Annotated in this window: 18 protein-coding genes and 1 pseudogene; 14 read left to right on the top strand and 5 right to left on the bottom strand. The window is 65.3% G+C overall.

The features are described 5' to 3' along the window. The first annotated feature begins 72 nt into the window (after positions 1 to 72). The 3 genes from AC522E_RS14060 (at position 73) to AC522E_RS14070 (ending at position 2,139) form a co-directional block, all read left to right on the top strand. Positions 73 to 330 (top strand): hypothetical protein, encoded by a 258-nt coding sequence (locus tag AC522E_RS14060; RefSeq protein WP_500746881.1) that lies wholly within the window; start codon positions 73 to 75, stop codon positions 328 to 330. A 79-nt stretch (positions 331 to 409) separates the two neighbouring features. Then, entirely contained in the window at positions 410 to 1,123 is a 714-nt protein-coding gene (locus AC522E_RS14065) for a class I SAM-dependent methyltransferase (protein ID WP_500746882.1), read from the top strand. A 197-nt stretch (positions 1,124 to 1,320) separates the two neighbouring features. Continuing rightward, positions 1,321 to 2,139, top strand: coding sequence for a prephenate dehydrogenase/arogenate dehydrogenase family protein (locus AC522E_RS14070; RefSeq protein WP_500746883.1), 819 nt, complete (start codon positions 1,321 to 1,323; stop codon positions 2,137 to 2,139). A 70-nt stretch (positions 2,140 to 2,209) separates the two neighbouring features. Here AC522E_RS14070 and AC522E_RS14075 read toward each other — a convergent pair whose 3' ends face one another. Next, on the bottom strand, positions 2,210 to 3,544 hold the full coding sequence (locus AC522E_RS14075) for a dihydroorotase (RefSeq protein WP_500746884.1): 1,335 nt from the start codon (positions 3,542 to 3,544) through the stop codon (positions 2,210 to 2,212). A gap of 74 nt (positions 3,545 to 3,618) precedes the next feature. Between AC522E_RS14075 and ygfZ the strand changes: the two genes are divergently transcribed. The 11 genes from ygfZ (at position 3,619) to AC522E_RS14130 (ending at position 16,127) form a co-directional block, all read left to right on the top strand. Continuing rightward, positions 3,619 to 4,491, top strand: coding sequence for a CAF17-like 4Fe-4S cluster assembly/insertion protein YgfZ (gene ygfZ, locus AC522E_RS14080; protein WP_500746885.1), 873 nt, complete (start codon positions 3,619 to 3,621; stop codon positions 4,489 to 4,491). Between the two features lie 117 nt (positions 4,492 to 4,608). Continuing rightward, positions 4,609 to 6,171 carry a PAS domain-containing hybrid sensor histidine kinase/response regulator family protein gene (locus AC522E_RS14085; RefSeq protein WP_500746886.1) on the top strand — a complete coding sequence of 521 codons (1,563 nt, stop codon included), beginning with the start codon at positions 4,609 to 4,611 and terminating at the stop codon, positions 6,169 to 6,171. 122 nt (positions 6,172 to 6,293) lie between these two features. Beyond that, positions 6,294 to 6,941, top strand: coding sequence for an FMN-binding negative transcriptional regulator (locus AC522E_RS14090; protein WP_500746887.1), 648 nt, complete (start codon positions 6,294 to 6,296; stop codon positions 6,939 to 6,941). A gap of 283 nt (positions 6,942 to 7,224) precedes the next feature. Beyond that, a complete protein-coding gene (locus AC522E_RS14095) occupies positions 7,225 to 7,833 on the top strand; it encodes a DNA-3-methyladenine glycosylase I (RefSeq protein WP_500746888.1) in 609 nt (202 codons plus the stop codon). Further along, complete coding sequence (locus tag AC522E_RS14100; protein ID WP_500750698.1) at positions 7,833 to 8,435, top strand: YfbR-like 5'-deoxynucleotidase; 603 nt, start codon at positions 7,833 to 7,835, stop codon at positions 8,433 to 8,435. Before AC522E_RS14095 ends, AC522E_RS14100 begins: the two co-directional genes overlap by 1 nt. A gap of 52 nt (positions 8,436 to 8,487) precedes the next feature. Further along, positions 8,488 to 9,006 (top strand): tyrosine phosphatase family protein, encoded by a 519-nt coding sequence (locus tag AC522E_RS14105; RefSeq protein ID WP_500746889.1) that lies wholly within the window; start codon positions 8,488 to 8,490, stop codon positions 9,004 to 9,006. A gap of 56 nt (positions 9,007 to 9,062) precedes the next feature. Further along, on the top strand, positions 9,063 to 11,738 hold the full coding sequence (locus AC522E_RS14110; RefSeq protein WP_500746890.1) for a DUF2339 domain-containing protein: 2,676 nt from the start codon (positions 9,063 to 9,065) through the stop codon (positions 11,736 to 11,738). Between the two features lie 36 nt (positions 11,739 to 11,774). Continuing rightward, positions 11,775 to 12,023, top strand: a complete 249-nt coding sequence (locus AC522E_RS14115) for an exodeoxyribonuclease VII small subunit (protein ID WP_500746891.1) — start codon at positions 11,775 to 11,777, stop codon at positions 12,021 to 12,023. Between the two features lie 96 nt (positions 12,024 to 12,119). Further along, complete coding sequence (gene dxs / locus AC522E_RS14120; RefSeq protein ID WP_500746892.1) at positions 12,120 to 14,033, top strand: 1-deoxy-D-xylulose-5-phosphate synthase; 1,914 nt, start codon at positions 12,120 to 12,122, stop codon at positions 14,031 to 14,033. A 113-nt stretch (positions 14,034 to 14,146) separates the two neighbouring features. Then, positions 14,147 to 14,875, top strand: coding sequence for a TlyA family RNA methyltransferase (locus AC522E_RS14125; RefSeq protein WP_500746893.1), 729 nt, complete (start codon positions 14,147 to 14,149; stop codon positions 14,873 to 14,875). Further along, a complete protein-coding gene (locus AC522E_RS14130) occupies positions 14,868 to 16,127 on the top strand; it encodes a class I SAM-dependent RNA methyltransferase (protein WP_500746894.1) in 1,260 nt (419 codons plus the stop codon). The genes AC522E_RS14125 and AC522E_RS14130 overlap by 8 nt, the downstream gene beginning before the upstream one ends. 37 nt (positions 16,128 to 16,164) lie before the next feature. On the opposite strand, the gene AC522E_RS14135 is transcribed toward AC522E_RS14130, so the two are convergent. The 4 genes and pseudogenes from AC522E_RS14135 to AC522E_RS14150 form a co-directional block, all read right to left on the bottom strand. Next, positions 16,165 to 17,469 carry a GTP-binding protein gene (locus tag AC522E_RS14135; protein ID WP_500746895.1) on the bottom strand — a complete coding sequence of 435 codons (1,305 nt, stop codon included), beginning with the start codon at positions 17,467 to 17,469 and terminating at the stop codon, positions 16,165 to 16,167. 9 nt (positions 17,470 to 17,478) lie between these two features. After that, positions 17,479 to 21,540 (bottom strand): annotated as a pseudogene (locus tag AC522E_RS14140) (DUF4082 domain-containing protein); the annotation flags it as partial. Between the two features lie 763 nt (positions 21,541 to 22,303). Then, positions 22,304 to 22,816, bottom strand: a complete 513-nt coding sequence (locus AC522E_RS14145; RefSeq protein WP_500746896.1) for a hypothetical protein — start codon at positions 22,814 to 22,816, stop codon at positions 22,304 to 22,306. A 231-nt stretch (positions 22,817 to 23,047) separates the two neighbouring features. Then, on the bottom strand, positions 23,048 to 23,797 hold the full coding sequence (locus AC522E_RS14150) for an SOS response-associated peptidase (RefSeq protein ID WP_500746897.1): 750 nt from the start codon (positions 23,795 to 23,797) through the stop codon (positions 23,048 to 23,050). Positions 23,798 to 23,804: the final 7 nt, after the last annotated feature.

Raw genomic sequence — 23,804 nt, forward strand, 5'->3', positions numbered from 1 at the left:
TGGCGATGGGCCGGTGCGACGACTACATTCGGGCTAACCGAACTCGTGCCGCCCCTTCAAGGGGCCTGGATCATGAACGACAACGACGTCCTTCTCTCCGACCTGCCGGAACTCAGCGCCATCAAGCAGGCCGCCCTGAGCTACGTGACCGAGGCTTTCGCCGAGGCCGAGCTTGACGGCCTCGATGGTGACTGCATGGCGCAGGCCGCCCTTTTCGCCGCCTTTGCGGAGCTCGTCGCAACCTATGGCGAGGAGGCGGTGGCCGAGTATGCGGCCAGCCTCCCCGACAAGATCCGCAGCGGCAACTTTTCCATGGCGCTGAAGCACTAGATTCGGCGCTGAACCACCAATCTTCCTTACCGCCGGGACGCTCGCCCGGGGTGCTGGAATGGCGTCCCCGTACCTGATCATGTCTGAAAACGCTGTCGACAGCGCCAAGAAGTTCGACCCCGCCCGTGCCGGGGAATATGACCGGCAGAGCCGCATCGCGCTCGCGGGTTATGATGCCTGCCACGACCTGACGGCCTGCATGCTTTCTGCCTCCCTGGGGTCAGGAACGCGAGCTCGCCTCCTGATTGCCGGTGCCGGCACGGCCCAGGAAGTGCTGTCGATCGCTCCCCTGGAGCCGGAGTGGCGCTTCACTGCCGTCGACCCTGCGCCGCCGATGATCGAGATCGCCAAAACGCGTCTGGAAGCAGCGGGCCTTCTCGACAGAACCACCCTGCATCTCGGCTACATCGAGGATCTGGCCGACGATCCGGCCTTCGATGCGGCAACCCTGATCGGCGTGCTGCATCACCTGCCCGGAGACCAGGCCAAGAAGGCGATTCTCGCCGCGATCGCCGCGCGCCTGAGGCCGGGTGGAGCCTTCGTCCTCGCCGGCAATCATTACGCGTACGAGAGCCAGCCGCTCATGCTCAAAGCCTGGCGGCAGCGCTGGATGATGCAGGGCGCCTCCGCGCAGGAGGCCGATGCGAAGCTTGCCAAGATCCTGAACGGCGCCGACCCGCCCCAATCCGAATCCGTCGTTGCCGACCTCCTGGCAGAAGCCGGATTCGAGCCGCCGACACGCTTCTTCTCCAGCCTCTTCTGGGGTGCGTGGCTGACGCGGAAGGTCAGGTGACATCAAAAAACTTGACCGGCGGCGCGATATGGCGATGATCGCCCGCATGATCACGACCCTGCCTTTTGCCACTTCCTATTACCGGCCGTCTGCATAGAAGCGGCACGGGTCGATCAATTCTGTCGAAATGGTGCCGCCGCATGGCGGCGTTTTCATTTCAGCACTGCCCTGCGGTGGTCAAACTCTCCGAGGACCGCATGAGCACGTCAACGCCCCCTTCGATTCACCCTCCATCCCATAAGGGACCGGCCGCACTTCCGCATCGGCGGCGCAGCCTCGCCATCGTCGGCGTGGGCGCATTCGGCGAATTCTGCATTCCGCATCTTCGTCGATTTCTCGACGTCCGGATCTGCGATGCCGGCCGGGACCTGAAGCCGCTTTGCGGGACGTGGGGAGTCGATGCCGTGGATCTCCCGACGGCTGCCCAGCAGGACGTCGTCCTCCTGGCTGTGCCGCTTCGCAGCCTCCGCGCCGTCGCGCGGGCCATCGCGCCGCATCTGCGCCCCGGCACCCTCGTGGTCGATGTCTGTTCCGTGAAGACGGAGCCTTTGAGAATCCTGACCGAAGAACTCCCGGAAACCGTGCCTGTCGTCGGAACGCATCCCCTCTTCGGTCCACACAGCGGCCGCCATGGGATTGCGGGCCTTCGGATCGCCGTCTGCGGCCCTTCCGCCGTGAAAAGCCGGGTTCTGACGCGGTTCCTGAGGCGGCATCTCGCCCTCGATGTGATCGCAACGACGGCCGACGACCACGATCGGCAGATGGCCTATATCCAGGGCCTCACCCACCTGCTCGGACGCGTCACCGCTGCGATGGCGCTGCCGCCTCTCGACTTGACGACCGAGTCCTTCGGCCATCTCCGGCACATGGTGGAGATGGTGCGTCACGACACGGATGAGCTGTTCCGCACCATCGTCCTCGACAATCCCTACGGACCTGAGGCGATGCGCTGCTTCGTCGATGCCGCAAGAAAGGTGCTGCGACCGGTCAGCCCGCCGCCCAACCAGATTCTTTGAGGGAGTGGTTTCGTGTCATTCCGTGGCCGCGAAGCGGATCCAGGAATGGCGGTGGGGGCGGGACGACGATCTACCCGCCCAGGGTCTCCTCGAAGCGCACGACCTCGCCTTGCGAGGGCGTTTCGACGGAGCCGTCCCACATCACGACGTTGCCGCGCACGATGGTGCCGATGGGCCAGCCCGTGACGGTAACGCCGTCGTAAGGGGTCCACCCGGCCCTGGAGGCGATCCAGTCATTGGTGATCGTCTCGCGGCGCCTGAGGTCGACCACGGTGAAGTCCGCATCGTAGCCCACGGCGATGCGGCCCTTCCGGGCGATCCCGAACAGGCGCTTGGGGCCCGCGCTGGTCATGTCGACGAACCGCTCCAGCGTCATCCGACTCGCATTGACGTGGTCGAGCATGATCGGAACGAGAGTCTGCACGCCGGTCATGCCTGAGGGAGTATTCGGATAGGACTTGTCCTTCTCGGCCCGCGTGTGCGGCGCGTGGTCGGAGCCGAGGATATCGGCGACACCCTCGTCAAGACCCTGCCAGAGCGCGGCGCGATGGAGTTCGTCGCGCACAGGCGGGTTCATCTGCACATAGGTTCCGAGGCGCTCGTAATCGTCAGGCGCGACCAGGGTCAGGTGATGGGGCGTCACCTCCACCGAGACCCGATCCTTGCAGTCCTTCAGCAGCGCCATCTCCTCCGCCGTGGTGACGTGGAGAACATGGATGCGCGCACCGGTGTCATTGGCGATCCGCACCAGGCGCCGCGTGCAGGCAAGCGCGACCTCGGCCGAACGCCAGACCGGGTGGGAGCTCGGATCGCCTTCGACCCGGAGATCCTTGCGCGCGCGCAGCAACGCCTCGTCCTCGGAATGGAAGGCGGCCCGGCGGCGGGTGCGGCGCAGGATCTCGGCGATGCCCTCGTCGTCCTCGACGAGGAGCGAGCCCGTCGACGAGCCCATGAAGACCTTGATGCCGGCGGCGCCGGGCAGGCGCTCGAGTTCGGCCACATGCTTGGCATTCTCGTGGGTTCCGCCGACCCAGAAGGCGAAATCGCAATGCATGCGGTGGTGCCCGCGCGCGATCTTGTCGGCCAGGGCCTCGGGGCTCGTGGTCTGCGGATCGGTGTTCGGCATTTCGAAGACCGTCGTGACGCCGCCCATGACGGCTGAGCGGGAGCCGGATTCGAGATCCTCCTTGTGGTCGAGGCCAGGTTCTCGGAAATGCACCTGCGTATCGATCACGCCAGGCAGGATGTGCAGTCCCCTGCAATTCACTTCGCGCCCCGCCGAGGCACGGGACAGATCGCCGATGGCGGCGATGGCGCCGTCCCTGACGCCTACGTCGCGCTCGGCCCGCCCGTCGTGATTCACGACGATGCCGCCCTTGAGGATCAGGTCGAAGGTCTGTGGCATGGCGATCTCTTCTCTTGAGGCTGGTGCCAACCGGGCATATGTCACGCTTCAGACAAGAGCAACTGGAGCGGGATATGCCGTCAGCCCATCTCACCGACAGGGGCGTCGTAAGGGTCTCGGGCGAGGACGCCAAGTCTTTTCTCGACAACCTCGTCACCTGCGACCTGGACCGGGTCTCCCCGCATCGCGCACGGCTGGGGGCGCTGCTGACGCCCCAGGGCAAGATCCTGTTCGACTTCATCGTCTTCGCAGCGCCCGGGGACATCGGCGGCGGATATTACCTCGACATCACGAAGGTCTTCGCGCCGGATCTGGTCAAGCGCCTGACATTTTACAAGCTCAGGGCCAAGGTCATCATCGAGGACCGTTCCGAGATGCTGGCGGTGGTCGCCGGCTGGGACGCTCCCGCTCCTGCCGAGGAGGCAGGCCTCGTCTCGGAGGATCCGCGCCTCGCGGATCTTGGTTGGCGTGCGATCGTTGCGGCCGAGGATGCTGCTGAATTCGCTCACGTTTCCACGGACGAGTACCAGGCCCGCCGTATCGCTCTCGGCGTGCCGGAGGGCGGGCGCGATTTTCTCTTCGGCGATGCCTTTCCCCACGAGGCGCTGATGGACCAGCTCCACGGCGTCGATTTCGACAAGGGCTGCTATATCGGCCAGGAAGTCGTTTCCCGCATGCAGCATCGCGGTACGGCGCGGACGCGGATCGTGCCGGCGGTCTACGAAGGGGGCTTCGCCGCCGAGGCCGGCGTCGAGGTCACGGCCGGCGAGAAGATTCTCGGACGGACCGGCACGGGCGCGCACGGGCGCGGCCTTGTGATGATCCGTCTCGACAGGGCGGCCGATGCCCTGGCGGCGGGAGAGCCGATCAGGGCCGGCGGCATCCCCATCTCGCTGGAGAAGGCGCCGTGGGCAGCTTTTCCCTTTCCGGGCGAAGTGAAAGCCTAATCCGGGAAACACAGGCGCTTGAAGGAACGGAACGGTTCACGATGGCGTTACCGTGGGTTAAACCTCGAAAGCCGGAAGGGCATGGCGAGGGATGGTGGCGTGATTGGGGAGCGCTCGATGAATTCTGTAACACTACCCCGGGCCGTGGTCCGGGAGGAAGGGCATTTGCAGCTCCTTCTGATGTCGATCACGGATTATGCCATCTATATGCTGGATTCGACCGGGCATATCGTGAGCTGGAACGCGGGGGCCGAGCGCTTCAAGGGATACAAGGAAGCCGAAATCCTCGGCGAGCATTTCTCCCGCTTCTACTCCGATGAGGATAAGGCGACGGGCCTGCCCGCCCGCGCCCTCAGGACGGCCGCCGAACAGGGCAAGTTCGAAGGTGAAGGCTGGCGCGTCCGCAAGGACGGCACGAAATTCTTCGCAAGTGTCGTCATCGACCCGATCTTCGACGAAACCGGCAAACTCGTCGGCTTTGCCAAGATCACCCGCGATATTACCGAACGGAAGAACGCCCAGGAAGCACTCGCGCAGGCGCAGGCCGCGCTCTTCCAGTCGCAGAAGATGGAGGCCGTCGGCCAGCTCACGGGCGGAATCGCGCACGACTTCAACAATCTTCTGACGATCATCGTCAACAATCTCGATCTTCTGACCCGCAGCGCCCGCGATCCGCGCGATGTCCGCCTGATCGAAAGTGCGCAGCGCGCGGCCGACAGAGGCGCGAAGCTGACGCAGCAGCTGCTGGCATTCTCGCGCCGCCAGCCGCTTCAGCCCGAGATCAACAACCCAAACACCTTGATCAAGGGCTTCGAGCCCGTTCTCCGCCGTGCCTGCGGTGAGACAGTGACCTTCCAGGTATCCCTCGACCCGCATCTTCGCGTGGCGAACGTCGACGGGCCGCAATTCGAGACCGCCCTCCTCAACCTTGTCATCAATGCGCGCGACGCGATGCCCGCGGGAGGGACCCTGACGATTGCGTCACGCAACGTAACCCTCAACGCGAACGACAAGGGCAAGGGCGATCTCAAACCTGGCAAATATGTGCGGATCACCGTCTCTGATACCGGCGAGGGTATGTCGACGGAGCTCACGACCCGAGTCTTCGAGCCGTTCTTCACCACCAAGGAGGTTGGGAAGGGAACAGGTCTCGGGTTGAGCCAAGTCTATGGCTTCGTCACGCAATCGGGCGGCCATATCGAAATCGACAGCACTCCTGGAGAGGGCACGACGGTGATCATGCTGCTGCCGGCCCAGGAGGGCGAAGAGGAAGCGACGGAATCGACGGGTGATGATCACGAGATGAGGCAGAGCGCAGGAACGGTTCTGATCGTCGAGGACGAGCCGGAAGTTCTCGAGATCGCCTGCGAGATCTTCGACAGCCTCGGCTACGAGGTTCTGACGGCGACCGATGCCATTGCAGCGCTCAACGTGCTGCGGGGCGATACGCATATCGACGTTCTGTTCTCCGACGTGGTGATGCCGCGCGGCATGAATGGGCTCGAACTCGCCAAGGAATGCAGACGCCTCCGCCCGGGGATCAAGATCCTGCTCGCCTCCGGCTACCCGATCTCCACGATTCCCACTCAAGGGCTGCCCGATGGCGCATCCTTCATCAGCAAGCCTTATCGGTGGACGGAGCTGGCCGACAAGCTCCGCCATCTGCGGGCCAAACCCTGACAAGCCCTCACAATCGGCGCCGGCGACGCATCGTTCTGCGTGATGCGCCGGCGCCTGAGAATTGATTGGTCGAGCCGTACCGTTTTCGATTATGTCACCCGTGACACGCTTACGGGTGGAACATGTATCAGCCGCCGCATTTCCGCGAGGATCACCTCGAAATCCAGCACCGGTTCATCCGCTCCCAACCGCTCGGCCTCCTCGTGACGGCGGGACGCTCCGGCCTTCTCGCCAATCCGATCCCGTTCCTCCTCGATGAGGCGGCCTCGCCGCAGGGGACGCTCCAGGCTCACCTCTCCCGCGCCAATCCGCAATGGCGCGATGTGCAGTCGGGCGAGGAGGCTCTCGTCGTCTTCCAGGGTACGGACGCCTACATCACGCCGTCGTGGTACGAGACGAAGCGCGAGACCGGCAAGGTCGTGCCGACCTGGAACTATGTCATCGTACAGGCCTACGGCCGCATCACGGTGATTGACGATCCCGCATGGGTCATGAGGCAGATCGTTGCCCTCACCTCTCGGCAGGAGGCCCCGTTCACCGAGCCATGGGCCGTCGGCGACGCGCCGGACGACTTCGTCGCTGCGCAGCTCAAGGGCATTGTCGGCATCGAGATCGAGATCACCCGGATCGAAGGCAAGTGGAAGGCCAGTCAGAACCGGCCCGAGGCCGACCGGAAGGGCGTGAGCGAAGGCCTGCGCGGACAGCCCGATGCCGGGTCGCAGGCCATGGCGGAAATCGTGGACATGATGGGCGCCGGGCCGAAGGGCTAGGCCGCACAGTGCCCGTCCGAGAGGCGCCGTCAACCCGGGGGCGCACGCCTGTCATTCCAAGACCGCGCTAGCGGAGCCCGGAACCCATAAACTGTATCGGTTTAGGACAAGCGCAGAGGATATTTCAGCTCTCCACCCTTCCAGCCTGGTGTTTATTGGTTCCGGGCCCAGCGCTCGGCGCTGTCCCGGAATGACATGGGAGGAAACGGTCCGCCGCGGCGGGAGCCGCCTTTTGTCGCGGGCAGCTCTTCCCGACTCCCTGCGACAAAGCTAAACCATCCGCATGACCGACGGACTGATCCAACATCCCGACCACAAGGTGCGCTGCTGGTGGCCCGGCGCGGACCCCTTCTATGTCGCCTATCACGATACCGAATGGGGAGTGCCCGAATACGACGACCGCGCCCTGTTCGAGAAACTCATTCTCGACGGGTTCCAGGCCGGCCTGTCCTGGATCACCATCCTGCGCAAGCGCGAGAATTTTCGCCGTGCCTTCGCCGGGTTCGACCCGGCGGTGATCGCCCGGTTCGACCAGGCGCAGGTGGAGGCGCTGATGCTGGACCCCGGCATCGTCCGCAACCGCGCCAAGATCGAAAGCACGGTCGCCAGCGCGCGGGCCTGGCTCGTCATCCAGGAACGTGGCGGCTTCTCGCAGTTCCTGTGGGATTTCGTCGACGGGCGACCGATCCAGAACGACCTCAAGAGCCGCTCGGAGGTGCAGCCGGAAACGGACGTGTCCCGTCGCATCTCCAGGGCCCTCAAGGCCGAAGGCTTCAACTTCGTCGGACCGACCATCGTCTATGCCTTCATGCAGGCGGTCGGCATGGTGAACGATCATCTCACCGGATGCTTCCGCCATGCGGAATGCGCGGCCCTCGCCGAGAAGCAATGATGGCGAAGGAGGCCAGGGTCTGGCAACGGATGCTGTCGGGCAGGCGCCTCGACCTGCTCAACCCCTCCCCCCTCGACGTCGAGCTCGACGACATCGCCCACGGGCTCGCCCGCGTGGCGCGATGGAACGGGCAGACCGAGGGCCCTCACATCTTCTCGGTGGCGCAGCACAGCCTGCTCGTCGAAGCCATCGCCGCCCAGCTCGACCCCGCCATGGTGTCGTCCACGCGCCTGGCGGTACTGCTGCACGATGCGCCGGAATATGTGATCGGGGATATCATTTCGCCCTTCAAGGCCGTGATCGGCGATGCCTACAAATCCGTGGAAAGCAGGCTTCTTGCGGCCGTTCACCTCCACTTCGGCCTGCCGGCGGAGCCGAGCCCCGCGCTCAAGCGCTTCATCAAGCGGGCCGACAGGCAGGCCGCCTTCCTGGAAGCGACGCGACTGGCTGGCTTCTCCCGCGACGAGGCGATCAGGATCTTTGGCCGGCCGGAGCCGATGCCCCGCGCCCTGCAGGATCTTCTCGAACCCTGGCCGGTCTCGGAAGCCGAAGAGCGCTACCGCGATCAGGTTCTCGCCTGCACGGTCACGCCGCCCCGATGAGGACAACAGGCCGCCCTATGCTCCCGGCCCTCTTCAAGCACGAGTCATTGCCATGCCGACCCTGCACGTCTGTCCCCTCTCCCGCCTGCACGACACCGTTGCCGAGACCCGCGCCAGCCACGTGGTGACGTTGATCAATGACGGCTCCCTCGTGGAGCGCCCGGCCGCCATTGCGCCGGAGCGGCACCTCTTTCTCGGCGTCAGCGATATCGTGGAACCGATGGACGGCCATATCCTGCCGGCTGCGGAGCACATCGAGCGGCTGCTCGCCTTCGTCCAGGCCTGGGAGCGGCAGAGCCCCCTCGTCTTCCATTGCTGGGCCGGGATCAGCCGCTCGACGGCCGCGGCGTTCATCTCCGCCTGCGCCCTGGCGCCGGACCGGGACGAAGCCGAGATCGCGAGAGCCCTGCGCCTCGCCTCGCCCACGGCGACTCCCAACGGCAAGTTCGTTGCCCTTGCGGACGACGTCCTGAGGCGGCAGGGGCGGATGGTCGAGGCGGTGCGCGGGATCGGCCGCGGGGCGGAGGCTATGGAGGGTACGCCCTTCATGTTACAGCTTAACGGGGGCTAGCCGATTCCGTTGACAAGGCGTCGCTCGCCCTGTGGTGAAACCCGAGGGGGCTTGCCTTGGACATCGAGATCCTGCTTCTCGTTCTGCTCGCGCTCGCCTTCCCGATCAGCGCGGTCACCGGCCTGGTGCTGGCCATCAAGGCGCGGCGCAGCATCGCCCTCCTGACCGCGAGGCTCGATACCATCGAAGCGAGCCTGCGGACGGCTGTCCCTGCCGCGCCTCCGGTGTCCGAAGCGCCCTCCCTGGCGCCGGAATTGCCCGCCGAAGCAGCCGAGCCTGTTCCGGCGGAATCCGAGGCTGCGCACGCGCCTGTCCCCGCCATCGCCTCCGCGCCGCCTCCGCAAGCCGGCGAGCGTGGAATCGAGGAGAAGCTCGGCACCCGCTGGGCCGTCTGGGTCGGCGGCCTCGCGCTGGCACTCGGGGGCATCTTCCTGGTGCGCTATTCCATCGAAGAGGGCCTCCTGAGCCCCGCCATGCGCGTCCTTCTCGGCGGCCTCCTCGCCCTCGGCCTCGTCGGTGCCGGCGAGTGGCTGCGCTGCCGGGAACGGTCCATCACCCTTCCCGGGTTTCCCGCCGCGAACGTCCCGAGCGTCCTGACCGCAGCCGGCACCTGCACCGCTTTCGCCTCGGCCTACGCAGCCTACGCTCTCTATGGCCTGATCGGGCCGGGCATGACCTTCGGGCTGCTCGGCGTCATCGCCGTCCTGGCCATGGTCGCCGCAACGTTGCACGGACCCGCGCTGGCGGCGCTCGGGCTGGTCGGCGCCATGGCAAGCCCCTTCCTCGTCTCCCCGGAAGAGCCGCAACCGTGGGCCCTGGTGATCTACCTCGCCTTCGTCGTGCTCCCGGCATACGGCGTCGCACGGCTGCGCCTCTGGCGCTGGCTCGCGCTGGCAGGTGCCACGGGCGCCCTCCTCTGGACTCTGCCCATCTTCCTGATCGATAGCGCCAATGCCTTACCCGCCATGGTGCATCTGGCGATCCAGTCGGCCTTTGCCGCATTCTTCCTCATCGTCGACCCTTATCGGAACGTCTCCGACGATGCTGCCGTCATCGACGGGCCCGCGAGTATCGCTCTGCTGGCCTTCGCGGCGGGGAGCGTGGGCGTCGCCAGCGCCGTCGCCGCGGGCGATGCGCGGCCGGTCTTCGTCGCAGCCGTCATCCTGGTCCTGACCGCCGCCGGCATCCGCGCCCCGAGCGGAGCACCGCTGGCCGCCTGGGCCGCCCTTGCCGCCGTGGGCACTCTCGCCGTCTGGCCGATCAGGACCCTGCTCGGCCAGGACCCGGAGAACCTGTTCTATCAGTCGGGCGACGCCTTCGCGGTGCGCCCCGACGCGCTTGGCACCTACCTGGCCTTCGCCGCTGTGGCACCTGCCGTGGTCGCAGGTGCGTCGCTCGTGCGGCTGTTCCGAGGGGAGGGCCTGCGGCTGCCTGCCGCCGCCTGGTATGCGGGCACGGCGACCTGCGCCCCCCTGCTCGCGCTTGTCGTGGCCTATTGGCGGGTGGCGGAGCTGGAAAGGAGCCTTTCCTTTGCGCTCGTGGCCGGCCTTCTCGCCCTGGCCTTCCTTTATGCCACCGTCTGGCTCCGCCGCAGCACGGAGGGCGCGGCCGCTCACCTTCGTCTCGGCATCGGCGCCACGGCATCGGCCGCGCTTTCGGCCCTCGCGCTCGGCCTCACCTTCGCCCTCGACAAGGGCATGCTGACCGTCGCGTTCGCCCTGACGGCGGTGGCGACTGCCTGGGTGGCCCAACGTGTCGCCATTCCGGCCCTGCGCTCTGCCGTCGGTGCCATCGGGCTTATTGTCCTCGGGCGGCTGGCCTGGAGCCCGACGGTCGTCGATGGCGATCCAGGCCCGATTCTCGTCAATTGGCTGCTCTGGGGCTACGGCGTTCCAGCCCTGGCCTTCTTCCAGGCCAGCCGCCTCCTCGAGCGGAGCGGGCGCGATGTCGTGGTCCGGCTGTCGGAGAGCCTCGCCATCGTCTTCGCGGCATTCCTCGTTTTCTTCGAGATCCGCCATGCCCTGAACGCGGGCGATCCGCTGGCGGCGCGTTTCCAGCTTCTGGAGGCGGGCCTCGTTGCGACGGAAAGCCTCGCCTTCGCGCTTCTCCTGACCCGCCTCGACCTGCGCCGGACCGATCCGGTCTATCGCTGGGGATCGCTGGTCTTCAAGCTCGTCTCCATCGGCCTCTCCGCTGGCGGCCTTTTGATTGTCGAGAACCCGCTCCTGACCGACGACCTGGTGCCCGGCGGCATCTTCTTCAACGCCCTGGTCCCGGCCTACCTGCTGCCAGCCATCCTGACGCTCCTCCTCGCCGTCCAGGAACGGGGCGTGCGGCCGCCCCTCTATTCCTGGTCCTCGGCCATTCTCGGCCTTCTCCTCCAGATGGCTTATGTCGGCTTGCAGATCAGGCGGGTCTTCCAGGGGCCGGAACTGGGTTTCTGGCGCGGCTTCAGCCAGGGCGAGCAATGGAGCTATTCCGTGGCCCTCCTCATGACCGGCATTCTGCTCCTCGGCATCGGGCTCGTGCGCGATATTCGCTTTGCCCGCCTCGCCTCGGCGGTATATCTTGTACTCGCCGTCCTGAAGGTGTTCATCGTCGATCTGGCCAATCTGGAAGGCGTCATGCGGGCCTTGTCCTTTATCGGCCTCGGTCTTGTTCTCATTGGCATCGGTCTCGTTTATCAGAGGCTGCTCGCGCAAAGGCCGGGCGACATCACGGCCACGCGGTAAGCATTTTCGGAGTACGGTATTTTGGCGGACGGCGGCATGAGCGACATCACTTCCATCAAGGCTCTCCCCTTCGAGAAGGCCCTCGCCGAACTGGAGGAGATCGTGCGGCGGCTCGAGCGTGGCGACGTCCCGCTCGAGGATTCGATTGCGATCTACGAGCGCGGCGAGGCCCTGAAGAAACATTGCGAGCAGCTTCTCAAGAAGGCCGAAGCCCGGATCGAGAAGATCACCATCGGGCCCGACGGTCAGGCCGCCGGCAAGACACCGCTCGACGTGGAGGAATAGCTTCAACCTGTCGCCGATGCGGCAGATCCCGGGCCCGCGATCCCTCAGAACGTTCTGTCCGGCACCAAGCGCCTTTTCCTGAACGCCCTGGCGAGAGTGACCTTGTCCACACCCCTCCTCAATACGATTTCGTCACCTGAGGATCTACGTCGCCTCCCCGAGGCCCGGCTCCGGCAAGTCGCGGACGAGTTGCGGACCGAGACCATCGGCGCAGTCTCCGTCACAGGCGGACATCTGGGCGCGGGGCTCGGCGTGGTCGAACTGACGGTGGCGCTTCACTACGTGTTCGACACGCCGCGCGACCGGCTGATCTGGGATGTGGGACATCAGGCCTACCCGCACAAGATCCTGACCGGCCGTCGCGACCGCATCCGCACCCTGCGTCAGGCCGGTGGCCTGTCCGGCTTCACCAAGCGGGCGGAGAGCGAATACGATCCCTTCGGCGCCGCCCATTCCTCGACCTCGATCTCGGCCGGGCTCGGAATGGCCGTGGCGCGCGATCTCGACAGGCGCCACAAGAACGTGATCGCGGTGATCGGCGACGGCGCCATGTCGGCAGGCATGGCCTACGAGGCCATGAACAACGCCGGCGCCATGCATTCGCGCCTCATCGTCATCCTCAACGACAACGACATGTCCATTGCCCCGCCGACCGGCGCCATGTCGTCCTATCTCGCGCGGCTCGTCTCCGGCGGCACCTATCGCGGCATCCGCGAGACGGCGAAGCAGCTCGCGAAGAAGCTGCCGAAATTCTTCTACGACAAGGCCGCCAAGGCGGAGGAATTCGCCCGCGGGTTCTGGACCGGCGGCACGATGTTCGAGGAGCTGGGGTTCTACTATGTCGGCCCCATCGACGGGCACAATCTCGACCATCTCCTGCCGATCCTGAAGAACGTGCGCGATTCAGAGACCGGGCCGGTCCTGGTCCATGTGGTCACCCAGAAGGGCAAGGGCTATGCCCCGGCCGAGGCCGCCGCCGACAAGTATCACGGCGTCGTCACCTTCGACGTGGTGACGGGCGCGCAGGCGAAAGCCAAGGCCAACGCACCCTCCTACACGAAGGTCTTCGGCGAGAGCCTGATCAGGGAAGCGGCTAGGGACGACAGGATCGTCGCCATTACCGCGGCCATGCCCACAGGCACCGGCATCGACATGTTCGGCAAGGAATTCCCCGGCCGCACCTTCGACGTCGGCATCGCGGAACAGCATGCCGTCACGTTCGCGGCCGGCATGGCGACGGAAGGCTACAAGCCGTTCTGCGCGATCTATTCCACCTTCCTTCAGCGCGGCTACGACCAGGTGGTGCACGACGTCGCCCTGCAGAACCTGCCCGTGCGCTTCGCCCTCGATCGGGCGGGCCTCGTCGGCGCGGACGGGCCCACCCATGCAGGCTCCTTTGACATCGCGTTTCTCGGCTGCCTGCCGAAAATGACGATCATGGCCGCCGCCGACGAGGCGGAACTGGTCCACATGGTCGCCACCGCGGCGGCCTACGACGACGGCCCCATCGCCTTCCGCTATCCCCGCGGCGAAGGCGTCGGCGTCGACCTGCCCGAGCACGGCATCCCGCTTGCCATCGGCAAGGGCCGGATTGTCAAGCAAGGCAGCCGCGTCGCCATTTTGTCCCTCGGCACCCGTCTCTCGGAGGCCTTGAAGGCGGCGGAGGAACTGGAAGCGCGCGGGCTTTCCACGACCGTTGCCGACGCCCGCTTCGCCAAGCCCCTCGACGAGGAGATGATCCTCCGCCTCGCCCGAGAGCACGAGGTGCTGGTCACCGTCGAGGAAGGCTCCATCGGCGGCTTCGGCTCCTTCGTGCTCCAGCTTCTTTCGGACAGAGGGGTCCTCGATCGCGGCACCCTCAAGGCCCGCGCCATGGTACTGCCGGACAGCTACATCGACCACGACAAGCCCGAGCGCATGTATGCCAGGGCCGGGCTCGACGCGGCGGGAATCGTCACCAAGGTGTTCGAGGCCCTGGGCCAGGACCAGTCGCACAAGGCAAGGGCCTGACGAGGGCAGAGCGGCGCCTCAGGACGACAGGGTGGCCGAACGGGCGCTCGACCTCCCGGTCAGGGAGGGGTAAGTGTCCTGCATCATGAGCGGAACATCACCATGAGAGCGGCATGACCCGCAAACGCGCCGATTTGGTCCTCGTCGAGCGGGGCTTCTTCACGAGCCGGGCGCGGGCGCAGGAGGCGATTGCAGCCGGCGTCGTCACTGCCGACGGTGTGACCCTCCGCAAGGCTTCCGACCTGGTGCCGGAGGAGGCGGTGATCACTGCCGAGCAGCCTCACCCTTACGTCTCCCGCGGCGGCGTGAAGCTGGCAGCGGCGCTCGATGCCTTTGCCATCGATCCGAAGGGCTGCGTCTGCCTCGACATCGGCGCCTCGACGGGCGGATTCACCGATGTGCTGCTGATGCGCGGCGCCGCCCATGTCTATGCCGTGGACGTGGGGCATGGCCAATTGCATCCGAAGGTCGCGCAGGACGAGCGCGTGACGAATCTCGAAGGGACCGACGCGCGAACGCTGACACCCGCTCTCGTGCCGGAGCTGGCCGACCTCCTCGTCTCAGATGTCAGCTTCATCTCCCTCAAGCTCGTCCTCCCGGCCGCGATCGCCCTGCTCAAGCCCCGCGCGTCCCTCGCGGTCCTCGTGAAGCCGCAATTCGAGGCCGGCCGCGAGCGCGTGAAGAAGGGTATCGTGCGCGACGAGGCCGTTCACCGTGCCGTCTGCGACGATATGACGGCCTTCGTGGCCGGGCTGGGCTTCACGATCATCGGACTCGTCCCGTCGCCCATCGAAGGTGGCGACGGCAATCGGGAATTTCTGTTGGGAGCGCACCGTGGATGAACGGGTGACCATCGAGCGCCTGGGCGCCAAAGCGGACGGGATCGCGGCGACGAGCCAGGGCCCTGTCTTCGTACCCTATGCGCTTCCTGGCGAAACGGTGGAAATCGAGCGCGACGGCTCGCGGGCGCGGCTTGCGCACGTCGTCGAAGCATCGCCGGAGCGTGAGACGCCGTTCTGCCCCTATTTCGGCGAATGTGGCGGCTGCGCGACTCAACACATGCGTCATGGTTTCTATCAGTCGTGGAAGCGGGACATTCTCGCGCACACCCTGCATCAGGCGCGGATCGACGCTCCCCTCGAACCGATGGTCGATGCCCATGGCGACGGACGCAGGCGCGTGACCCTGCATGTGCGCTTTCCCGACCGCGCCATGCACGTGGGCTACATGGCGGCCCGCAGCCACCATGTGGTCGAGATCGACCATTGCCCTATCGCCGTACCGGCATTGCAGCGCCGTGCGCCGCAAGTGGCGCGCGCCATCGGCGAGCACCTGAAATCCGCCCGCAAACCCCTCGATATCCAAATCACGGCGACGCAATCCGGCCTCGACGTGGATATTCGCGGTCACGGCCCGGTCAAGGACAAGGATCGCTTCAGCCTGATCGAGCTCGCCGCTACCCTCGATCTCGCGCGCCTCTCGCTTCATGGAGACGTCATCGTCGAGCGCCGCCCGCCCGCCATTGCCATGGGCCGCGCCACCGTCGTTCCGCCGCCCGGTTCCTTCCTCCAGGCGACGCAACGCGGCGAGGAGACCCTCGCAGGTCTCGCCGTCGAGGCGTGTTCCGGTGCCAAGCGTGTCGCCGACCTGTTCTCCGGCTGCGGGCCTTTCGCCCTGCGCCTTGCGGAGCGTTCCGATGTCCATGCGGTCGAAAGCGACAAAGGCTCGGTGGCGTCCCTCGACAAGGCGGCGCGCGGGACGCCCGGCCTGCGGCGCGTCACCGTTGAGGCACGCGACCTCTTCCGGCGCCCGCTGCTCACACTCGAGTTGAACGCCTTCGACGCCGTGGTGATCGATCCGCCGCGCGCGGGAGCTGAAGCGCAGGCCCGGCAGATCGCGGCCTCAAAGGTTCCCCTCGTGGTCAGCGTCTCCTGCGATGCGGCCACCTTTGCCCGCGACGCGGCGATCCTGATGGGTGGCGGCTACACGCTTGAGCGCGTCGCGCCCGTCGACCAGTTCAAGCATTCCCCCCATCTCGAAGTCGTCGGCATCCTGCGGCGGGAGGTGGCGAGAAAGAGGCCGCGCCGGCTCTGAAACGGAGCCGCGCGCACCGGCTCCGCGGCGGAATGGCTCACGCGGTCAGAACCTGCCTCGCCGGCGGGGACGGATTCTGCATCGCCGCTGCACCTTTTGTCTCCGCTTCATGACCGAGCACGTCCGGAGCATCGCCCAGACCGAGATCGTCGCCAAGATGTGCGTATGCGGAAGGATCGAAATGCGTCTCGGGTCCGAGGAGGCACGCCGATAGCGCGGCGCGGATTTCCGCCTCGTCGAGGCTGGTGCCGATGAAGACCAGTTCCTGCCGCCGATCGCCCCAGACGGGATCCCAGCGAGGCCGCAGATAATGATGGAACTGCGGCACGTTCGGCCACTTGTGCCTCGGAACGGCGCACCACCACAAGCCCTTGAAGTTGACCCGCACCTGCGCGCCCGCCACGGAAAAGTGGACGACATTGTCAGGACGATTTGCGAGCCAGAGATGCCCCTTTGCGCGCAGCAGGCCTTGCCATCGCCGGTCGAGGAAGGCCTTCAGCCGCGCCGGATGGAAGGGTCGGCGTGCCCGGAAGACGAAGCTCGATATGCCGTATTCCTCGGTCTCGGGAGTGTGCTGGCCATTCCCGTGGAGTTCCTTGAACCAGAGCGGATGGGTGGCGGCCCTGCCTTCCCGGAACAGGCCCGTATCGAAGATGCGCTCATTCGGAACCCTGCCGAAATCTGTCTCGACGAGCGCCGCATCCGCGTTGAGGGCACGAACGATGCTGCGAACCCGCCCGCGCTCTGTCTCTTCCACAGACGAGATCTTGTTGATCACGATGAGATCGGCAAATTCGATCTGATCCACGAGGAGGTCAGCGAGAGACCGTTCGTCGTCCGGCGTCGCCTCCTGCCCGCGCTCCCGGAGAAGGTCGCGGCTGCTGAAGTCGTTTGCCAGGCTCTGCGCATCGACGACGGTGACGATGGCATCGAGGCGCGCAACGTCCGAAATGGAAAATCCGTCTTCACCGCGGAACGAGAAGGTCGCCGCGATCGGCAGCGGTTCGGCAATGCCCGTCGCCTCGATCAACAGGTAATCGAAGCGCTTCTCCCCGGCCAGACGGGCGATCTCCGAGTGAAGGTCGTCCCTGAGCGTGCAGCATATGCATCCGTTCGTCAGCTCGACCAATTGCTCCGTGGTATGGGACAGATCGGCGCCACCGTTGCGGATGAGATCGGCGTCGATATTGATCTCGCTCATGTCGTTGACGATGACGGCGACGCGCCGCCCGTCGCGGTTGTTGAGAATATGGTTGAGCAGTGACGTCTTGCCGGCTCCCAGAAAGCCGCACAGGACCGTGACGGGCAGGAGCGATTTACTCCCGGTGGTCGTGACCGTCATCACCACTCCTCAGGTCGTCATCGGGTTGAACAGGACATCGACGAAGTAGCTCGTGGACCCGTAGGTGCTCGTGGGGAAAAGGCCCGACGACCCATAGGCGTAGACACCATTGTTGCCTGCCGGCGCCGTCAGCGGCCCGTTCGTTACGGCCGAGGCGAAGTAGTTGCTGGTGGACGCGTAGTGCCCGTTGCTGTGGTAGGAGACCACATAGGTCTCGCCCGGATTGAGAGCGATGGGGTTCGCAAAGCTTGCCGTCTGCCAGCCGCTTGCCGACTCGTTGTTGAAGGTCAGGGTGCCGAGGAGAGCCCCGGTCGATGTCCACAGATGACCTTCATGGACTCCCGTGTCGCCCGAGCCTTTGTAGAACTTGATGCCGCTAACGGTTCCTGCGGTGCTGGCCTGGAACCTCATGCCGAGTTCGACCCCATTGGGATCGGCATTCGAGAGCACGTCCGGCGTCGTAGCGGAGGAGAACAGGGACACCGACTGCGCGCTCTCCTCGATCACCGATAGATCGACGGTGGCGGAGGATGTCCCGCCATGGCCGTCGGAAATCGTATAGGTGAAGCCCGCCGCGCCGGTATAACCGGCCGTGGGCGTGAAGGTGACGGTATTGGTCTGGGCGTCGAACGCCACGCTGCCGTTGGTGGCGCCGCTCACGCCGGTGATGGCGAGGGTGTCGCCGTTCGGATCCGTGTCGTTGGCCAGGAGCGAGGCGCCGGCAATCGCCAGAGCGCTGTCCTTCACGGTAGAGAAACCGCTGTCCGCCGCCGCCACTGGCACGAGGTTCTCCACGGGCGTCGCATTGAACAGGACATCGACGAAGTAATTGGCCGACCCATAGGAATTGGTCGGGAACAGAGCCGACGTGCCATAGGCATAGACGCCGTTGTTGCCGGCCGGCGCCGTCAGCGGCCCGTTCGTGACCGGCGACGTGAAGTAGCCTGACGTCGAGGCATAGTGTCCGTTGCTGTGATAGGAGACCACATAGGTCTCGTTGGGATTGAGGGCGATGGGATTCGTAAAGGTCGCCGTCTGCCAGCCGCTCGCGCTTTCGTTGCCGAACGTAACGGTGCCCAGCAGCGTCCCGGTCGACGTCCACAGATGCCCCTCGTGCACCCCGGTATCACCGCTGCCCTTGTAGAAGCGGATACCGCTGACCGTGCCGGCGGTCGAGGCCTGGAACTTCATCCCCAATTCCACGGAACCCGGGTCGGTATTCGACAGGATCGCCGGTGTCGCGGATGACGAGAACAGGGAAACCGGAACGGCACTCTCGTCGATCACCGACAGGCCGACACTGGCCGAAGACGTCCCGCCATGGCCGTCGGAAATCGTATAGGTGAAGCCCGCCGCGCCGGTATAACCGGCCGTGGGCGTGAAGGTGACGGTATTGGTCTGGGCGTCGAACGCCACGCTGCCGTTGGTGGCGCCGCTCACGCCGGTGATGGCGAGGGCGTCGCCGTTCGGATCCGTGTCGTTGGCCAGAAGAGAAGCCACCGAGATCGTGAGGGCGTTGTTCTGAACGGTCGTGAAACCGCTGTCCGCCGTCGCAACGGGGGGCTGCTGCGGACCGGAATCGAAGATGACGTCGACCCAGTAATTCGCGTTGTTGCCATCGGAGGTCGGAAAGAGGGCACCGTCTCCATAGGCATAGACGGAGGCGCCCACGGGGGCTGTCAGCGGCCCTGCCGTCTGTGGAGTCGTGAAATAGTTCTGGGTGATGGAATAGTACTTGGTGTGATAGGACGCCACATAGGTCGTGCCGGCAGCGATTGCGACGGGCGCGGAGAAGGTTGCCGTCTGCCAGCCCGAATAGGTCATGTCGTCGAAGTTTGCGGTTGCCAGCAGCGTGCCGTCCGACGACCAGAGATGCGCCACCCGTTCGCCCAGGATCTGAGCCGGCTTGTAGAACCGGATTCCGGTGATGAAGCCGGACGCCGAACTCGTGAATTTCATGCCGAGCTCGACATTGCCGGCATCCACGTTGAACAAGGTTTCCGGCGTATCGGAAAATTCGAAGAAACTGTCCGTGAGGGCAGGCTGCACAGTCACGGAGATGGGCGTCGTCGCACCTCCGAGATTGACGCTGTCATCCACCGCGCGAGCCAGGATCTGATAGGTTCCGCTGTCCTGGGTATGCCAGGTATAGGTCCAGGTCTCGCGTCCCGACGCCTTGTGCCACGTGGTGCCACCGTCAGTGGAGACCTCGACCCCGGCGACGATGCCGCCCACGTCGGCGGCGGTGCCACTGATCGTGATCTGCTGGCCCTCGTAGATGTTCGCCGTTCCGTTCGGGAAGCTCAGCGTTGCGGTGGGGGCGGTATGGTCTGTCGAGGCCGCGGCCAGAACGAGGCTGGCCTGCAGGGTTTGCGGCTGAATGCCCATGTCGGCGAACAGGTTCACCATGGCCTGCTGGACATTGGGATCGGTCTGCGTCGCTTCGACGGAGTTGTTTTCGTCGAGCCCCCAGGACCAGTAGACCGTTCCGGCGCCGAAGACGAGTGCGCCGCTTTCCGCGCGATAGAGAGTGAGGCTGTGCGTCGCCGTCCCCGGTCCGACCGTGGATCCGTAGTCCTGGAGGAGTGTGTTCACGCTGATGGTCGAGAGGGACAGGTTGATCAATCCGTCCGGGCGGAAGCCGTTGTCGACGTCGGAATCCCATTCGTAGCCAAGAAGATTCTGGGCGAGCGTGCCGGTTTCGCCCGGCTGCAGGTCCGCAATGGAGGTATTCCTCCAGAACCTGAACTGCGACATGTCGTAGGGAATGCTGATCGTGTCACGGCGGTATGAATCCACCATGAACATCGTGCCGGTCAGGGAGTTCTCGGGCTCCTGCCCCTCCTCGGCGAAACGCGGGTCGCGCCAGGTCCCGGTGCCGGTATCGGAAGGATCGATGTCGGCGTGGGCCAGGCTCTCCTTGTAGGAAACGAGGGTCCGATAGGCCGTTCCGCTGCCGTCGATGCTGGTTTCCCAGCGGATCTTCCAATAGGCTTCGTTGCCGCTCCAGAAGGCCAGGTTGACTCCGGCATCCCGGGCCGCTTCCACGTTCGCCCGCTGCTCGGCCGACCAGTATTCGTCGTGGCCCACCGAGAGGAACGCCTTGGTGTTGAGCAGCTGTGCACCGTCGCGGGACGAATCGACGCCCGAAATATAATTGACGTCATAACCGTTCTGCTCGAGCCAGCGGATGGCCGGATATTCGGCGCCGAAGATGAAATCCCACGGCCCGCCGGTAGGGCTCGTGGTCGTGATATAGGGCCGGTTGTAGCTCACCGCGTAGGCGCGACCGATCGCCGTCAGTCCGCAGCTGCAATTCGGCGGAATGTAGGAGATCATGTCATCGGGATTCAGGGGAACCTGCCCGTAATAAAGGCTCGCGCCACCCCAGGCATTGTAGGCCGCCCAGGTGGTATCCGACGTCTGGAAGGTGATGTCGCTTTTGTCTTCATCGTTCCGCACGATGAACGGGATGAGGTTCTGTCCTTCCGTACCATCCTCGCGAACGAGCTTGGCGAAATAGACGCCCGAGACGGCATCCTCCGGCACATCCCAGCTCGCCGACACGGACCAGTTGCCGCAATCGATCAGGCCCAAGGAATAATCAACGATCGGGTGCGGCTGAATCTGCGCCGAATCCAGGGTCTTTTCGATCGAGGTGACCTTGTGGGCGCCAGCACCGCCATAATAGCCGAGTCGATAGATATCGAGACGGTAATGCGTGGAGTCGGTGGCGATCTTGAAATCGATCGTGCTGCCGTGATTGACGCTGATGTTGGTGGCGAAGCCCTGGATGTTGTTGTCGCCCACGCCGTTGGGCAAACCCCACTCGCTTTCCGGAGAGCCCAGCTTCTGGTTCTCCAGAACGATGGCGTTGCTCGTAGAGGATGGCGCGGTCAGCCCCTGGATGACGCCAGGCGCAGGCGCCACGGTCGAGCTCGTGCCTGTCGAAACCGGATCGCTCGTTGTCGACGTGCCAGCCACACTCGTGCTCGTCAGCCGGGAGGCCGTCGGGACCGACGTCGCGGAGGATCCCGTGCCTCCGGCACTGGAAAAGCCGGTAACGGACGGAATAGGCGACTGCGTCCCGACCATCACGGGCCCGGAGCCTCGGCTCGACATCGACGAGAAGGGTGCGAACGAAAGAGGCCGGGGAGCACCGATGATCGGATCGATTCCAGGCGTATCGACGGGTGAGACCGAGGTCGGGGTCAGCGGATCGAGGTGGCTCGGTGGTCTTTCACTCCCAAACCCGTGGCCCGCGGGCCCACTCGGTCCCTGGGAGGCGTCATCGTTGCCCGAAGGCGGCGGCGAGCTTGATCCCGTGAGAATTCCGAAACTGGCTGAGCCGGTCACCGACGCAGCGCTACCCGACCTGAGCGGATCGTCGAGATCACTTGCTTCAGGGTCGATCCCGGCCTGGTCCTGGGCTCCGGCGCGCAGTAGCCGCAAACGCCTCAACATGGTCTGGAGCAGTTGATCGTCCGTTACCCGCATCGCAGCCCCCTTGCGAATCCAGACCGGCATCGCGCGCGGAATAAGGTCGCTGCAGGGGAAGATATGCCGAGTTCATTTTCCCGGCAGGCGCGCAATGGTAGAACACCTCTTTCGGGTAGATTCGCGCGGACTGGCGCGCCGATGCTTCATCTTTCGCGTCGGTCATGGCTCTTCGGGATGAAGCGGATTGTCGGCGCCCTCTTCGCGGCAAGCCGAGGCCGGACCAACCGCGAGGCCTCGTCATCGGCGATTGCGGAGTAGCCGTGGCGCCGCGACCAGCACCCGAGGCGAGGCCCGGACCCCTCCTCGAAACCGCGCCCTTCGTCCTGCCGGATCGCTACATGGGGGGACGGGAATTCGCCGCCCCTCCGCGAGCCACCCGCAGCGGGGCGCGCTCCTCGGTCGACAGAACGCCGTCGTGGTTGGCGTCGAACTTATCCCACGTCGCTCCGGCAATCTTGCCCATCCTGCGAACGGGAATTCTCGGGACCGACCGGCTGCCGAGCTTCCGGGGCGTAGAGTAGGATTTCAGATAGGGGGTCCTCAGATAATACCGGATCTGGACCGCGCGAGGGTCTTCGTTGGCGAATCCCTTCGCATCGGCTTCGGTGAGGATCCCATCCTTACCCGCGGCCACTCTCGCAAATTCGACTGTGGCAGCGACATAGTGCTTGCGGTCACGTGCGCCGAGGATGGCGTTCCTGGCGGGTGCGGGCAGCGTCTCAGCCACTTGGCTGCTGGATGCTTCCTTCAGCGTGGCAGGCAGATCGCCCGTGTCCTGGGCGGAGGCCGGCAAGGGAGCGATGGCAAGGACGAGTGCCGCAAGCAGGGAGTGGCCGCTGACAATCATCGATGACTCCTTCTGCCTCGCATGGCTTCACACATGGATATCAAACATGAAGGGAGAAACCGAGACAAAATGATGGGGCATCCCACGACCGACGGCTCTCTTGCTGCCTGCAAGCCGCTGCGGACCGCCTGGCGCATCGTGCAAGTCCAAAGGGCCCCGTCGGCAAGAAAGCAGACCGGAGTTTTCCGCAGCAAACGACGCGCTGCCCTGTAGAGGGACCCGTGCGGCGCTCTAGAACAAGCTCCCCTGGTCGTCCTCGTCACTGGATCGCGGCTTCGCGGCCCGGCGCTTCTCGACGACGGGCGCGGCCTCGGGCGTGGTGAGCGGCTCCTGCACCCCGGCATCGTCGTTCTCGACTTTGTTCACGCGGCGGCTGACGGGAACCATGTCGAGCCAATCCTCCGGGCAGGGCCGAACCAGCCGCATGGCCTTCGCCGTGTCTTCGTCACGCACATCGAGCCAGGCTCCAATGTCGTCGTACGAGAGGATCACCGGCATGCGATCATGCACCGCGGCGAGCACGCCGTTGGCGTCCGTCGTCACGATGGCAGCGGTGTCGATCTCGCCGCCCGAGGGATCGGAATACGTTTCCCAGAGCCCCGCCAGCGGCATCGGCCCGCCATGGCGCTGGCGGATCAGGAACGGCGCCTTCTCGCGCCCATGCCGCTGCCACTCATAGAAACCGTCGGCAAGGAAGATGCAGCGTCGCCGCTTGAGGGCCGCCTTGAAGGTCGGCTTGGTCTCGAGCGTCTCGCCGCGGGCGTTGATCACAAGGGCAAAGTCCCTCGGGTCCTTTGCCCAGGACGGCAGGAAACCCCAGCGCACCAGCCTGAAATGCCGCTCGCCCCGATCCTCGAGCACGATGGGGACGGGCTGCGTCGGAGCGATGTTGTAGCGCGGCGGGAAATTCGGCTGCTCGGGATAGCCGAAGAGGTTGCGGTAGGCCTCCGGCGGCAGGGTGATGGCGTAGCGCCCGCACATGTCATCG

It is taken from the genome of Microvirga sp. BF8 (genome assembly GCF_059888585.1).

What these genes read in the sequence shown, in the direction of transcription:
- AC522E_RS14085 (WP_500746886.1), top strand. Translation starts at nt 4,609, where the DNA reads ATGAATTCTGTAACACTACCCCGGGCCGTGGTCCGGGAGGAAGGGCAT.
- AC522E_RS14090 (WP_500746887.1), top strand. Translation starts at nt 6,294, where the DNA reads ATGTATCAGCCGCCGCATTTCCGCGAGGATCACCTCGAAATCCAGCAC.
- AC522E_RS14075 (WP_500746884.1), bottom strand. Translation starts at nt 3,544, where the DNA reads ATGCCACAGACCTTCGACCTGATCCTCAAGGGCGGCATCGTCGTGAAT.
- AC522E_RS14125 (WP_500746893.1), top strand. Translation starts at nt 14,147, where the DNA reads ATGACCCGCAAACGCGCCGATTTGGTCCTCGTCGAGCGGGGCTTCTTC.
- AC522E_RS14095 (WP_500746888.1), top strand. Translation starts at nt 7,225, where the DNA reads ATGACCGACGGACTGATCCAACATCCCGACCACAAGGTGCGCTGCTGG.
- AC522E_RS14150 (WP_500746897.1), bottom strand. Translation starts at nt 23,797, where the DNA reads ATGTGCGGGCGCTACGCCATCACCCTGCCGCCGGAGGCCTACCGCAAC.
- ygfZ (WP_500746885.1), top strand. Translation starts at nt 3,619, where the DNA reads ATGCCGTCAGCCCATCTCACCGACAGGGGCGTCGTAAGGGTCTCGGGC.
- AC522E_RS14115 (WP_500746891.1), top strand. Translation starts at nt 11,775, where the DNA reads ATGAGCGACATCACTTCCATCAAGGCTCTCCCCTTCGAGAAGGCCCTC.
- AC522E_RS14105 (WP_500746889.1), top strand. Translation starts at nt 8,488, where the DNA reads ATGCCGACCCTGCACGTCTGTCCCCTCTCCCGCCTGCACGACACCGTT.
- AC522E_RS14070 (WP_500746883.1), top strand. Translation starts at nt 1,321, where the DNA reads ATGAGCACGTCAACGCCCCCTTCGATTCACCCTCCATCCCATAAGGGA.
- AC522E_RS14145 (WP_500746896.1), bottom strand. Translation starts at nt 22,816, where the DNA reads ATGATTGTCAGCGGCCACTCCCTGCTTGCGGCACTCGTCCTTGCCATC.
- AC522E_RS14060 (WP_500746881.1), top strand. Translation starts at nt 73, where the DNA reads ATGAACGACAACGACGTCCTTCTCTCCGACCTGCCGGAACTCAGCGCC.
- AC522E_RS14135 (WP_500746895.1), bottom strand. Translation starts at nt 17,469, where the DNA reads ATGACGGTCACGACCACCGGGAGTAAATCGCTCCTGCCCGTCACGGTC.
- AC522E_RS14065 (WP_500746882.1), top strand. Translation starts at nt 410, where the DNA reads ATGTCTGAAAACGCTGTCGACAGCGCCAAGAAGTTCGACCCCGCCCGT.
- AC522E_RS14100 (WP_500750698.1), top strand. Translation starts at nt 7,833, where the DNA reads ATGGCGAAGGAGGCCAGGGTCTGGCAACGGATGCTGTCGGGCAGGCGC.